Source organism: Sphingopyxis chilensis, from assembly GCF_035930445.1.
Classification (GTDB): domain Bacteria; phylum Pseudomonadota; class Alphaproteobacteria; order Sphingomonadales; family Sphingomonadaceae; genus Sphingopyxis; species Sphingopyxis chilensis.
This window is the reverse complement of sequence record NZ_CP142394.1, coordinates 2,779,935-2,793,467: the sequence shown is the minus strand read 5'-3', so window position 1 is coordinate 2,793,467 and position 13,533 is coordinate 2,779,935. Positions and strand designations below refer to the sequence as shown.

Annotated in this window: 9 protein-coding genes; 8 read left to right on the top strand and 1 reads right to left on the bottom strand. The window is 66.5% G+C overall.

Translation table 11 applies throughout. From position 1 onward, the window contains the following. The first annotated feature begins 11 nt into the window (after nucleotides 1–11). From VSX79_RS12990 to VSX79_RS12955, 8 genes are all read left to right on the top strand, one after another. Nucleotides 12–1,448: a glycoside hydrolase family 125 protein gene (locus tag VSX79_RS12990; RefSeq protein ID WP_179497231.1), complete on the top strand. Its 1,437-nt coding sequence runs from the start codon at nucleotides 12–14 to the stop codon at nucleotides 1,446–1,448. Nucleotides 1,449–1,461: 13 nt separating this feature from the next. Continuing rightward, complete coding sequence (locus VSX79_RS12985; RefSeq protein WP_179494806.1) at nucleotides 1,462–3,798, top strand: GH92 family glycosyl hydrolase; 2,337 nt, start codon at nucleotides 1,462–1,464, stop codon at nucleotides 3,796–3,798. Between the two features lie 167 nt (nucleotides 3,799–3,965). Beyond that, nucleotides 3,966–4,886, top strand: coding sequence for an ROK family protein (locus VSX79_RS12980; RefSeq protein WP_326913559.1), 921 nt, complete (start codon nucleotides 3,966–3,968; stop codon nucleotides 4,884–4,886). Nucleotides 4,887–4,927: 41 nt separating this feature from the next. Beyond that, a complete protein-coding gene (locus tag VSX79_RS12975; protein ID WP_326913558.1) occupies nucleotides 4,928–7,258 on the top strand; it encodes a GH92 family glycosyl hydrolase in 2,331 nt (776 codons plus the stop codon). Nucleotides 7,259–7,397: 139 nt separating this feature from the next. Next, entirely contained in the window at nucleotides 7,398–9,206 is a 1,809-nt protein-coding gene (locus VSX79_RS12970; protein ID WP_326913557.1) for a monovalent cation:proton antiporter-2 (CPA2) family protein, read from the top strand. Between the two features lie 196 nt (nucleotides 9,207–9,402). Continuing rightward, nucleotides 9,403–10,179 (top strand): SDR family NAD(P)-dependent oxidoreductase, encoded by a 777-nt coding sequence (locus VSX79_RS12965; RefSeq protein WP_326913556.1) that lies wholly within the window; start codon nucleotides 9,403–9,405, stop codon nucleotides 10,177–10,179. Then, on the top strand, nucleotides 10,176–10,964 hold the full coding sequence (locus VSX79_RS12960) for an enoyl-CoA hydratase/isomerase family protein (protein WP_326913555.1): 789 nt from the start codon (nucleotides 10,176–10,178) through the stop codon (nucleotides 10,962–10,964). Before VSX79_RS12965 ends, VSX79_RS12960 begins: the two co-directional genes overlap by 4 nt. Nucleotides 10,965–11,069: 105 nt before the next feature. Beyond that, nucleotides 11,070–12,899, top strand: coding sequence for an arylsulfatase (locus VSX79_RS12955; RefSeq protein ID WP_326913554.1), 1,830 nt, complete (start codon nucleotides 11,070–11,072; stop codon nucleotides 12,897–12,899). On the opposite strand, the gene VSX79_RS12950 is transcribed toward VSX79_RS12955, so the two are convergent. Then, nucleotides 12,886–13,509, bottom strand: coding sequence for a TetR/AcrR family transcriptional regulator (locus VSX79_RS12950; protein WP_257018037.1), 624 nt, complete (start codon nucleotides 13,507–13,509; stop codon nucleotides 12,886–12,888). The two genes, VSX79_RS12955 and VSX79_RS12950, sit on opposite strands and share 14 nt — an antisense overlap. Nucleotides 13,510–13,533: the final 24 nt, after the last annotated feature.

Sequence of the window (13,533 nt, the reverse complement as noted above, 5' to 3'; positions counted from 1 at the left end):
CGGAGATGAACATGACCCTGGGCCGCCGCGAAATCATGGCCGGAGCCGGTGCGCTCGCGCTCGCCGCCGCCGTGCCGACCGCCGCACGCGCCGCCACTGGCTTCGCCAGCAAGCGCCCCGTCCCCGCCGAGCGCGCCTTCACCAGCCCCGCGATCGAGGCCGAGATCGCGCGCGTGAAGGCGCGGATCGCCGACCCCGAACTCGCCTGGCTGTTTGAGAATTGCTACCCGAACACGCTCGACACGACGGTCCAGACGGGCACGCTCGATGGCCGCCCCGACACCTTCGTCATCACCGGCGATATCGAGGCGATGTGGCTGCGCGACAGCTCGGCGCAGGTGCAGCCCTATATCCACCTCGTCGCCAAGGATCCGAAGCTGAAGCGGCTGTTTCAGGGGCTGATCCAGCGGCAGGCGCGCTGCATCCTGATCGACCCCTATGCCAATGCGTTCGACAAGGACCCGACCGCGCCGTCGAAGCTCGAATGGTCGCAGACCGACAAGACCGAGATGAAGCCCGGCGTCGCCGAGCGCAAATGGGAGATCGACTCGCTCTGTTACGCGATGCGCCTGTCCCACGAATATTGGACGCGCACGAAGGACAAGGCACCGTTCGACGAGACATGGTCGCGCGCGATGAAGCTCGCGGTCCAGACCTTCCGCGAACAGCAGCGCAAGGACGGGCCGGGGCCGTACAGCTTTCAGCGTCCCGCGCTCCAGCCGTCGGACAGCCTGATGCTCGGCGGCTATGGCCGGCCGACGAAAAAGATCGGGCTGATCCACTCGATGTTCCGCCCGTCGGACGACGCGTGCCTTTATCCCTTCCTGATCCCGTCGAACCTGTTCGCGGTGTCGGTGCTGCGCAAGATCGCGACCGTCCACCGCGAAGCGCGCGCCGACAATGCGGCGGCGGCCGCCGCCGAGACGCTCGCCGCCGAGGTCGAGACCGCGCTGAAAGCGCATGCGCTGATCGACGACGGCAAGGGTGGGCAGGTCTGGGCCTATGAAATCGACGGTTTCGGCAATTATGTCTTTATGGACGATGCCAATGTGCCCAGCCTGTCGGGCCTGCCGCTGATCGACGTTGTCGACAGGAACGACCCGCTGTTCCGCCGCACCGCCGAACTCGCCTGGTCCGACCGCAACCCCTATTTCTTCAAGGGCACAGCGGCCGAGGGGATCGGCGGGCCGCACATCGGCCTCGATATGATCTGGCCGATGTCGATCATCACCCGCGCGATGAACGCCGACGACGATGCGACAATCCTGCAATGCCTGCGCTGGCTGAAGACGACGCACGGCGGCACCGGCTTCATGCACGAAAGCTTCCACAAGGACGATCCGAAGAATTTCACGCGCAGCTGGTTCGCGTGGGCCAACGCGCTGTTCGGCCAGCTGATCGTCGAGGTCGCCGACAAGCGTCCCGCGCTGCTGTCGCGGCCGCTGTGAGCGGGAGGGGGCGATGATCACGACCAGCCGCCGCCAGCTTCTTGCCACCACCGGCCTGCTCGCGCTCGGCGGCGCGATCCCGGCCGGCTGCTCGCGCGTCGCGGGCGGGGGCGGCGAACTCGCCGTCGGCAAGCCCAACCTTTTCATCGGCACCGGCGGGCACGGCCACACCTTCCCCGGCGCGTCGCTGCCGTTCGGGATGGCGCAATTGAGCCCCGATACGAACACCCACGGCTGGGACGCCTGTTCGGGCTATCACCAGAAAGATGGCTCGATCATGGGGTTCAGCCATACTCATCTGTCGGGAACCGGAATCGGCGACATGCTCGATGTGCTCGTCGTGCCGACGCGGCGCGAGCTGAAGCTCGAACCCGGCACGATCGAAAAGCCCGGCGAGGGCTTTCGTCAGCGCTACTCGGACGAACATGCCGAACCTGGCTATTACCGCGTGAAGCTCGAGACCGGCGTGCTCGCCGAACTCACCGTGACCGAACGCTGCGGGCTGCACCGCTATCATTTCGGGCAAGGGGCAGGGCATATCCTGATCGATTTCGCCCACGCGATCGAGGATGACTGGGACAAGGGGATCGTCGTCGAAAAGGCGTCGCTCGACCTCGGCGACGACGGCACGCTTACCGGCAGTCGGCAGGTCAACCGCTGGGCCAAGGGCCGTCACATCCATTTCGCGCTGCAGATGTCGCGCCGCCCCGACCGCGTCCAATTCTTCGGCGACGACGGTAATCCCGCGCCCGACGGCGCGACGTCGATCAAGGGTAACAAGCTCAAGGTCGCCTTCTTCTTCGACGAGGCGGGCGGCGACCCGATCCTGATCAAGACCGGCCTCTCGGCGGTCGACGTGCAGGGCGCGCGCGATGCGCTCGCCGGTGAAGCGAAGGGCTGGGATTTCGACGGCGCGGTCACGGCCGCGCGCGCCACTTGGACCAAGGCGCTCGGCGGCGTCCGCGTGTCGGGCGGCACCGAGGCGCAGCGCGTCATCATGGCGAGCGCGCTCTATCACGCGCAGCTCGCGCCGACGCTTTTCACCGACCGCGACGGCCGCTATGTCGGGCTCGACCGGCAGGTCCACCGCGCGGAAAAGGGTGAGGAAGCCTTCAGCACCTATTCGCTGTGGGACACCTATCGCGCGCTCCATCCACTCTTGACGCTGATCGATCCCGACCGTGCCGCGCTGCTGACGCGCGACATCTGCCGCCAGACCGCGCAGAGCCCCGCGGGCCCGCTCGTCTGGCCGCTGCAGGGGGTCGAGACCGCGTGCATGATCGGCTGGCACGGCGTGTCGGTGCTCGCCGAGGCGCATGCGAAGGGAATCGCGGCCGACTATGCCGCCGCCTGGCCCAATATCCGCCGCCGCGCCTTCGACCGCGACTACAAGGATATCGACAGCACCTTGGGCCGCGGCTTCTATTACGACCTCGGCTATATCCCGTGCGACGAGGTGTGGGAGTCGGTCAGCCGGACGCAGGAATATGCCTATGACGACTGGGCGATGGCGCACCTTGCCGACGCAGTCGGCGCGAAGGAGGACGCCGCGGCGCTGCGCAAGCGCGCGCAAAATTATCGCGGCGTCATCGACCCCGAAACGCGCTTCGCGCGCCCCCGCTTCAAGGATGGCAGCTGGTGGCAGGATTATGATCCCGTCCAGATCGGCCACAACGTCAAAAAGTGGCGCGACTATACCGAGGCGAATGGCTGGCAGGCGACCTTCCTCAACCAGCATGACGTCTACGGGCTGATCGAGCATTTCGGCGGCGACGCGGCGTTCGAGAAACAGCTCGACGCGCTGTTCAACGCGCCCTCGACCTTGCCCGACAATGCGCCGCCCGACATTTCGGGGCTGGTCGGTCAATATGCGCACGGCAATGAGCCGAACCACCATGTCGCCTATATGTACGCCTATTGCGGCGCGCCCGCGAAGGCGCAGGCGATGGTGCGGCGCCTGCTCACCGAAATGTACAAGAACGACCCTGACGGGGTGATCGGCAATGACGATTGCGGCCAGATGAGCGCGTGGTTCATCCTCTCGGCGCTCGGCTTTTATCCGGTCGATCCGGTGAGCGCGATCTACGTCTTCGGATCGCCGCTGTTCGACGTCGCCGAGGTGACGGTGGGCGCGGGCAAGGCGCTCACCGTCCGCGCCGAGGGCAATGGCCCCGATCGTCCTTACGTGCAGTCGGTGCGCTGGAACGGCAAGCCGTGGAGCAAGAACTGGATCGCGCACGCCGACCTGATCGGCGGCGGCGAGCTGGTCTTCGAAATGGGCGCCACGCCGTCAGCGTTCGGCACCGCAAAGGCCGATCGCCCGCCCTCTTTCGACACTGCTCTCGCATGAGCCCGAAAAAGAATAATTGGTAGCGAAAAGACAATGATAAGAACGGAATCCGTCGTGAAATCTCCCCAAATCCCGCCACACCGGCGCGCCGGATCGATGGCTTCGGCCTTGCATGGCGGTCCGGCCCCCTCCACAAGCCTGACCGACCGAGCGAAGGGGTGGCGCTGATGGATGGTCCCGTAACAGACCGCGGCGAAACGCGCCTGTTCGCCGGCGTCGAGTTGGGGGGCACCAAGTGCATCTGCACGCTCGCGTCGGGACCGGACGACATTCGCGACCAGCGAACGATCGCGACCACCGTGCCCTGGGAAACGCTGCCCGCGATCAAGGCGGTGCTCGATAGCTGGGCGTCGTCATACGGCTTCTGCGCTCTCGGTATCGCTTCCTTCGGGCCGATCCGGCTCGATCCCGCAATGGCTGATTACGGCCAGATCGGCGCGACGAACAAAGCCGATTGGGAAGGCGCCGACCTGCTCGGGCCGCTGCAATCGGCCTTCGATGTCCCGATCGGGTTCGACACCGACGTCAACGGCGCCGCGCTCGCGGAAATCCGCTGGGGCAGCGGGCGCGGTCTCGACGACTTTGCCTATGTCACCGTCGGCACCGGGGTCGGGGTGGGGCTGATCGTCCACGGCCGTCCGACGCGCGGTTTCAGCCACAGCGAAATTGGCCATGTCCTCGTGCCGCGCCTTGATGGCGACGATATGACGAGCGTCTGCCGTTTCCACGACAATTGTGTCGAGGGGCTCGCCTCGGGAACGGCGCTGAACGCCCGGCTCGCCGGCCGGTCCTTGTCGGACGTCGCGGCCGATGATCCGGTGTGGGAGCCGATCGTCCACACGCTGGCAACGATGGTGCACGCGCTCGCCTGCACGACCGGGCCGATGCGCGTCGCGATGGGTGGCGGCGTGCTTGCGGGCCAGCCGCAACTGCTGCCGCGGATCAACGCGCGGCTTGGGGAGAGCCTCGCGGGCTATATGCAGATTCCCGGCGGCGGCGCCTATGTCCGGTCGCCCGAACTCGGAACCATGGCGGGTCCGCTCGGCGCCATCGCGCTCGCGATGGACGCGGCCGGCGTCCGCGCATGAGGAGGTTGGACAGCGCCCGGGCTTCGCGGCACAAGGGCGCGATGAAACGCCTGACCGCGGCCGCCGCGCTGCTCGCCCTCCTGCCGATCCAGTCCTTCGCCGAGCAGCCGGCGCCCGACCCGCTCGCCTTCGTCGACCCGATGATCGGCACCGGCCCCGAAGGCCACACCTTCCCCGGCGCGACCGCGCCCTTCGGCATGGTCCAGCTGTCGCCTGACACCGACGCGACGTGCCAGATCCGCGACTGCTACGATCATGCCGCGGGCTACAGCTACAACGACCCGACGATTCAGGGGTTCAGCCACACGCATTTTTCGGGCGCCGGCCATTCGGACCTCGGCGACATCCTCGTCATGCCGCAGGTGGGTAAGGTCAAGCTCGATCCGGGCGATCCCCAAAAGCCCGGCTCGGGCTATCGCCAGCGCTTCGACCACGACACCGAAAAGGCGAGCCCCGGCTACTACGCCGTCACGCTGGCCGACAGCGGCATCCGCGCCGAACTCACCGCGGGAACGCGCGTCGGCGTCCACCGCTACAGCTTCCCGGCGGGCAAGGACGCGCACCTGCTGCTCGACCTCCGCTCGTCGCTCTATGATTATCCGGGCAAGATCCTCTGGTCCGGCCTTCACCTTCGCCCCGACGGTACGCTCACCGGCTTTCGCGAGACGCGCGGCTGGGCGCCGGGGCGCAAGCTCTATTTTGCGATGCGCTTCTCGGCGCCGCTCAAGTCCCACGCCTTCCTCGATCGCGACGAAAAAATTCCCTACAAGGGCTTTCAGGCACCCGGTCGCGGTAGCGATGCGCTCGCCGAAAAGCTCGGCAAGGCGCTCGAGGCGCGGCTCGATTTCGGCGCGCTGACCGGTCCGCTCGAAGTCCGCGTCGCGCTCTCCGGCGTCGATGAAGCCGGCGCGGTCGCCAACCTCGACGCGGAAGGCGCAAGCTTCGACGCCGTTCGCGCCCGCACCGAAGCCGAATGGCGCAAGGCGCTCGGCGCGCTCGAAATCGAGGCGCCCGCGCCGATGCGCACCAACCTCTACACCGCGCTCTACCACAGCCTGCTCGCGCCGAGCGTGTGGAGCGACGTCGACGGGCGCTATCGCGGCCCCGACGATCAGGTCCATGCCGCAAAGGATTTCACCTTCCGCTCGACCTTTTCGCTGTGGGACACCTTCCGCGCCCAGCATCCTTTGCTGACGCTCGTCCAGCCCGACAGAACGAACAGCGACATCGTCAAATCGCTCGTCGCGAGCCGCAAGGTGAGCCCGCACGGCATCCTGCCCGTCTGGCAATTCCACGGCCGCGAAACCTGGACGATGATCGGCTACCACGCGGTCCCCATCATCGCCGACGCCTATATGAAGGGCGTGGGCGATTTCGACGCGAACGAGGCATTGGACGCGATGGTCGCGAGCGCCGAATACGCCCCCTATGGCGGGCTCGGCGATTATATGAAGCTCGGCTATGTTGCGATCGACCGCGAACCCGAAGCGGCGTCGAAGACGGTCGAATATGCCTATGACGACTGGACGATCGCGCGGATGGCGGAAAAGATGGGCCGCAAGGACATCGCCGACCGCTTCTACAAGCGCGCCGGTTACTGGCGGAACAGCTTCGATGCGAAGACCGGCTGGCTGCGCGCGCGCAAGGCCGACGGCAGCTTCCGCACGCCGTTCGACCCGACCGCGATCAACTATGGTTCGGACTATACCGAGGGTAACGCGTGGCAATATAGCTGGTTCGTGCCCCAGGATCAGGCCGCGCTCTTCCGCGTCCTCGGCGGCGATGCAAAGACGGTGGCAAAGCTCGACGCGATGTTCGACTATGACATCTCGAAGCTCGATTACAGCCATGCCGAGGATATTGCGGGCCTCATCGGCCAATATATCCACGGCAACGAGCCGAGCCACCATGTCGCCTATCTCTACGCCTATGCGGGAGCGCCTTGGCGGACGCAGGAGCGGCTGAAGCAGATCGTCGACAGCCAGTATAAACCGACTCCCGACGGCCTGTCGGGCAATGACGATCTGGGCCAGATGTCGGCATGGCTTGTCTTCACCGGGCTCGGTTTCTATCCCGTAGCGCCGGGGTCGAACCAATATGTGATCGGGCGCCCCTTCGTCGACCGTGCGGTGTTGAACCTGCCGGGCGGCAAGCGTTTCACCGTCGAGACGGCGGGCCTCTCCGACGCCAATCCCTATGTCGGCAAGGTCGAATTCAACGGCAAGCCGCTCACCCGCAGCTGGATTTCTGACGCCGAAATCCGCAGCGGCGGCACGCTGCGCTTCACGATGCAGGCGAAGCCAAATGCCGCGTGGGGCAAGGCCTCCGGCGCACGCCCCTATTCGCAATCGACCGAGCGCCGCGCACCCTGAATCGGTACGGACCACCCAGCGCGCACTTCCTGACGAAGGAGAGAAGGCGCTTCAGTCCGGGTTGATCATGCTCTAAGTCTCGATTCGAGCCCGCCTCAGCCTGCGGGCTCGGGCGTTAGGATCGGGTAGGGGACCGGCCATGGCCGCCGAAACAGCACATGCCGCCGAAGCCGCCGCGCACGGGTTCGACCTGTTGCCGATCGTCATCCTGCTCGCCGCCGCCGTCGTCGCGGTGCCCTTGTTCAAACGGCTCGGGCTCGGCTCGGTGCTCGGCTATCTCGCCGCAGGGCTCACGATCGGCCCCTTCGGCTTGGCGCTTTTCTCGGACGCGCAGACGATCCTCCACGTCGCCGAACTCGGCGTCGTCATGTTCCTCTTCATCATCGGGCTGGAGATGCAGCCGTCGCGCCTGTGGGCGATGCGCGGCGAGATTTTCGGGCTCGGCGCAGCGCAGGTCGGCGGCGCGATCGCGCTGCTGATCTGCGTCGGCCTCGCGCTCGGCTATCCGGTCGCGGCAAGCTTCGTCGCGGGCACCGGGTTCGTGCTGACCTCGACCGCGATCGTCATGCAGATGCTCGACGAACGGCGCGCGATGGGCCAACCCAAGGGGCGGCGGATCATCGCGATCCTGCTGCTCGAGGATCTGGCGATCGTGCCCTTGCTCGCGCTCACCGCTTTCCTCGCGCCGGGCGGCGAAGCCGTCTCGATGACCGACCGGCTGATCGCCGTCGCGATCGGTCTCGGCGCGATCGGCGGGCTGATCCTCGCGGGCCGCTACCTGCTCGACCCGATGTTCCGCCTGCTCGGGCGCGCAAAGGCGCGCGAGGTGATGACCGCGGCGGCGCTGCTCGTGGTCCTCGGCGCCGCGCTCGCGATGCAGACGGCGGGGCTGTCGATGGCGATGGGCGCCTTCCTCGCCGGGGTGCTCCTCTCCGAATCCTCGTTCCGCCACCAGCTCGAGGCCGACATCGAACCGTTCCGCGGCGTGCTGCTCGGCCTCTTCTTCCTCGGCGTCGGCATGGCGCTCGACCTCGATATCGTCGCCGCCAATCTGGGCCTGATCGCAATCTCGGTCACCGCTTACATGACGCTCAAGATGATTATGATCTATGCGGTCGCTCGGCTGTTCAGGAGCAGCAATGCCGAGGCGGTCGAGCGCGCGGTGCTGATGGCGCAGGGGGGCGAATTCGCTTTCGTCCTTTATGCCGCGGCGGCAGCCGTCGGGATCATCGATGCGACAAGCAACGCGATCCTCACCGCGATCATTATCGTGTCGATGGTGCTGACACCGATCATGGTGATCCTGCACGACCGCTTCATGCCGCGCGCCGAGGATAAAGCCGACGATCTCGACGTCGCCGACAATCTCGACGCCAGCGTGTTGATGATCGGCTTCGGCCGCTTCGGCCAGATCGTCAGCCAGCCCCTCTTCGCCAACGGCTGCACCATTTCGCTGATCGATACCGACACGATCGCGATCCGCGAATCGATGGCCTTCGGCTTCAAGATTTATTATGGCGACGGGACGCGGCTCGACATCCTCCATGCGGCGGGAGCGCGGGACGCCAGGATGATCATCGTCGCCACCGACGACCGCGAAACGACGCTCAAGATCGTCGAACTGGTGAAGGCGGAATTCCCGCACACCCCGCTGCTCGCCCGCGCCTTCGACCGCGAACATGCGATCGAGCTGGTGAATGCCCACGCCGACTATCAGGTGCGCGAGACGTTCGAATCGGCGCTGGTGATGGCGGAGGAAGCGTTGCGGCGGCTCGAGGTCGATGAGCAGGCGATCGGCGACATCATGGACGAAACGCGGCGGCGCGATCAGGAACGGTTCGACATCGATATCTGCAACGGCGTCTACGCCAGTCGCCACCTGATCCAGGGCAATGTGCCGGTCGAAGACCGCGACCGATATATCGTCAAACCCAGCGACGGACGCTGAGCGAACCTTTATCCCCCGCCCGCCGCGCTCGGCAGCCGCGACGGGGGATGAGGTTGATTGTGCACAAGAAGAACATTAGGGGAACAAAATCTGTTCGTCAACAGATTTCTCGCGCTTTTCCGTCTCCACCGTCCGCCCGGTTGACGTGAACGTCAATCGCGACCAAATGCATAGCAAGCGAAGGAAAGGGAGTGTGATGGCGGAGCAACCCAAATTCGATCTGACGGGGCGCGTCGCGCTCGTCACCGGGGCATCGTCGGGCCTCGGTGCGGGCTTCGCCAAGGCGCTCGCCGCTGCGGGGGCGAAGGTGGTGCTCGCAGCGCGCCGCGCCGACAAGCTTGCCGAACAGGTCGCGGCGATCGAGGCGGCGGGCGGGCAGGCGATCGCGGTCAGCATGGACGTCACCGACGAGACATCGACCATCGCCGCCTATGACGCTGCCGAGGCGGCCTTCGGCACCGTCGACACGATCGTCGCCAACGCCGGCGTCGCGACCGAGAAGATGGCGATGGGCCTGTCGGTCGAAGAGATCGACTTCCTCTTCGCCGCCAATGTCCGCGGCGTCTTCCTGACCGCGACCGAGGGGGCCAAGCGCCTCGACAAGGCGGGCAGCCGCGAGAAGCAACATGGCCGCATTGTCCTGATCGGATCGATCACCGCCGAGAAGGTTTTTCCCGCGACCTCGGTCTATGGCGCGACGAAGGCGGCGGTGCGCCACCTCGGCAAGGCGCTGGCGCGCGAATGGGCGCGGCGCGGGATCAGCGTCAATGTGATCCAGCCCGGCTATTTCGAATCCGAAATGACCGCCGAATTGTTCGAGAGCGACGTCGGCGCGGCGATGGTCAAGAGCTTCCCGCGCCAGCGGATGCGCCCGCCGACCGACCTCCACGCGCCGCTTCTGCTGCTCTGTTCCGACGCGGCGCTCGGTATCACGGGCAGCGTGATCACCATCGACGACGGTCAGACATTGTGACTGCGTTGCTGATCGAACGCCGCGGCGCGGTCGAGATCGCGACGCTCAACCGGCCCGAACGCCTCAATGCGCTGAGCGAGGGGCTGGTCGACGAACTCAATGCCTATTTCGGCGCGCTCGCCGACCGCTCCGAGGTCCGCGTCGTGATCCTGCGCGGCGCGGGGCGCGGCTTCTGCGCCGGGCTCGACATCCAGGAAGACCGCTCGAGCGACGAAACGCCCGTGCTTCGCACGCTGCGCACCCAGACACGCATCGGCAATATCTATCGCAAGATGCGCGCCTGCCCGCAGCCGATCATCGCGCTCGGTCACGGCGCGGCGTGTGGCGGCGGGCTGTCGCTGCTGCTCGCCTCCGACGTGCGTTATGCCGCGCCTTCGTTCAGGGCGAACGCCGCCTATATCCGCATCGGCCTTGGCGGCTGCGATATGGCGTCGAGCTATTTCCTGCCGCGCCTCGTCGGCGCCAGCCTCGCGTCCGAAATGATCCTGACCGGCCGTTTCATCGACGCCCAGCGGGCGCTGCGCGCGGGCCTTGTCAGCGAGATCGTCGAGGAAGCGGCGCTGCTGGACCGCGGTCTCGCGCTTGCCGACGAGATGCTCGCGACCTCGCCTTATGGTCTCCGTCTTTCGAAACAGGCGCTGGATCTCAATATCGACGCGCCCAGTCTCGAGGCGGCGATGGCGATCGAGGACCGCCAGCAGGTCATCCTCTCGGCGACCGAGGACCATCGCGAAGCGCTCGCCGCCTTCCTCGAAAAGCGCGCGCCCGACTATCGCGAGCGTTAAGGTTGAAGCTCCCGCACCGCCCCATTGACTTGGCGATATATTGACATAGTAAGTGCCATATCCCGAGGGGGTGGGAGTGATGGCAGTACGCAGGAGGACCACTAAATGCCGGGTCGCTTAGGCGGGTCCCGGCGTGCTGCCATCATCGCAATCGGCGCCCTGCTAGGCGCTTGTCCCGTTCAGGCGCAGCCTGCCAAGCCCGCGCCGAGCCGCCCCAACATCGTCATCCTGCTCGCCGACGACTGGGGTTTTTCCGACGTCGGCTCCTTTGGCGCCGAATTCGCGACCCCCCATATCGACGCGCTCGCCCGTGCCGGGATGCGCTTTTCGAACTTCCATGTCGCAGGGTCCTGCTCGCCGTCGCGCGCGATGCTGCAGACAGGGGTGATGAACCACCGCAACGGCCTCGGCAACATGCCCGAGACGATCCCCGACGAGCATCGCGGAAAGCCCGGTTACGACACGGTGATGAACCACCGCGTCGTGACGATCGGTGAGCTTTTGCAGGCGGCGGGCTATCGCACCTATCTGACCGGCAAGTGGCACCTCGGCAGCGACGCCGCGCGGTTGCCGCACGCCCGCGGCTACGACCGCGCCTTCAGCCTCGCCGATGCGGGCGCCGACAATTTCGAACAGCGCCCGATCGAGGGCCTGTACGACAAGGCGAACTGGACCGAGAATGGCAAGCCGGCGACCTTGCCCAAAGATTATTATTCGTCGCGCTTCGTCGTGCAGCGGATGATCGACTATATCGGGGAGGGGCGCGCCAGCGGCAAACCCTTCCTCGCTTCGATCAACTTCCTCGCCAACCATATCCCGGTGCAGGCTCCCGACAGCGACATCGCGCGCTATTCGGCGATGTATCGCGATGGCTGGACGGCGCTCCGCGAAGCGCGGGCGAAGCGCGCCGCGGCACTCGGCATCGTGCCCGCGGGCGCGGCGATGGTGACGATGCCGACGACCCCGGACTGGCGCAAACTCGACGCCGACGAACGCGCCGCGGCGGTGCGCGTGATGCAGGCTTATGCCGGCATGGCGACCGCGATGGATCGCGAGGTCGGCCGCCTCGTCGCGCATCTGAAGGCGGCCGGCGATTACGACAACACGATCTTCGTCTTCCTGTCGGACAATGGCGCCGAACCGACCAACCCGTTCGCCAGCCTGCGCAACCGGCTGTTCCTCGACCTGCAATATGACCTCGCGACCGCTAATATCGGCCGGCGCGGCAGCTTTTCCGCCATCGGGCCGGGCTGGGCGAGCGCGGCGGCGTCGCCGCTTTCGGGCTACAAGTTCAGCGCGGCCGAGGGCGGCCTGCGCGTCCCGCTGATCATCGCATGGCCCGGCCACGCCGATATCCGCGCGGGCGGGATCACCGACGGCCTCGCGCATGTCACCGACATCTTGCCGACGCTGACCGAGCTTGCCGGGGTGGCGGGCCATGGCGGAAGCTGGCGCGGCAGGGCGGTCGAGCCTGTTACGGGGCGCAGCCTTGTCCCGATGCTGAAGGGCGGCGCGGGAAGCGTCCATGGCGACGCGCCGCTCGGCTATGAACTGTCGGGCAATGCGGCACTGTTCCGCGGCGATTACAAGCTGGTGCGCAACCTCGCGCCGACCGGCGACGGCCAGTGGCGGCTGTTCAACCTGAAGGTCGATCCCGGCGAGACGCGCGACCTCGCCGCCGCCGAACCCGACCGCTACAAGCGGATGCTGGCCGATTACCGCACCTATGCAAAGGCGAACGGCGTGCTCGACATGCCCGCCGGCTACACCGCCGACGAACAGATCAACCGCTATGCCTTCGAACAACAGGGCAAGCCGCGGCTGATCCGCTTCGGCCTGTGGGTCGGCGCGTTCGTCTTGCTGGTATCGGGTCTGATCTGGGGACTTCGCCGCCGGCGCCGCGCGAAAAGCGGCTGGGCGCTCAGTCGGCGGTGATCGCCGCCATCTGCGCTTCGACCATCCGCCCCATCACCGTGCCCGCTTCCTCGGCCGAAAGGCTCTGGTCGTGGCGCAGCGTGCGCCAGCTGTGGAAGGACAGCGCGGCGACGAGCGCCTCGACGCCGATCCGGTCGGCGCGCACGGCCGCAGGCAACAGGCGCAGGATCAATTCGCGTTCCAGCATCACGACGCGGCTGTACTGCCCCATCAGGAATGGCGACTGATAGCGTTTGATATTGGCGGCAAGGCGGAACGGCAACGTCGTCTCGAACAGGCCGACGCGCCGGCGGACCAGCTCGCGGACATTGTCGCGCCACGGCTGGTCGGGATAGGGCGCCATCACGACCGGCATCACCTCTTCGGTGATCGTCGCGGTGATCTCGGCATAAAGCGCATCCATGTCGTCGAAATGACGGAACACGGTGCGCAACCCGATGCCCGCCTCTTCGGCGACGCGCGCCGCGCTTGGCGACAGGTCGCCCTGGACGATCAGCTCCATCATCGCCTCGACGATGCGCCGGTGGCTCGACCGCCCGCGTTCGCGGCGGCCGTCCACCCGTGGCGGTGCGACCTCTTGTGCGCTCGATTTTTCCAACCCTGTCGCCATTGCGCCCCTGCTGGCCCGACTTCG

What these genes read in the sequence shown, in the direction of transcription:
- VSX79_RS12990 (WP_179497231.1), top strand. Translation starts at nt 12, where the DNA reads ATGACCCTGGGCCGCCGCGAAATCATGGCCGGAGCCGGTGCGCTCGCG.
- VSX79_RS12985 (WP_179494806.1), top strand. Translation starts at nt 1,462, where the DNA reads ATGATCACGACCAGCCGCCGCCAGCTTCTTGCCACCACCGGCCTGCTC.
- VSX79_RS12980 (WP_326913559.1), top strand. Translation starts at nt 3,966, where the DNA reads ATGGATGGTCCCGTAACAGACCGCGGCGAAACGCGCCTGTTCGCCGGC.
- VSX79_RS12975 (WP_326913558.1), top strand. Translation starts at nt 4,928, where the DNA reads ATGAAACGCCTGACCGCGGCCGCCGCGCTGCTCGCCCTCCTGCCGATC.
- VSX79_RS12970 (WP_326913557.1), top strand. Translation starts at nt 7,398, where the DNA reads ATGGCCGCCGAAACAGCACATGCCGCCGAAGCCGCCGCGCACGGGTTC.
- VSX79_RS12965 (WP_326913556.1), top strand. Translation starts at nt 9,403, where the DNA reads ATGGCGGAGCAACCCAAATTCGATCTGACGGGGCGCGTCGCGCTCGTC.
- VSX79_RS12955 (WP_326913554.1), top strand. Translation starts at nt 11,070, where the DNA reads ATGCCGGGTCGCTTAGGCGGGTCCCGGCGTGCTGCCATCATCGCAATC.
- VSX79_RS12950 (WP_257018037.1), bottom strand. Translation starts at nt 13,509, where the DNA reads ATGGCGACAGGGTTGGAAAAATCGAGCGCACAAGAGGTCGCACCGCCA.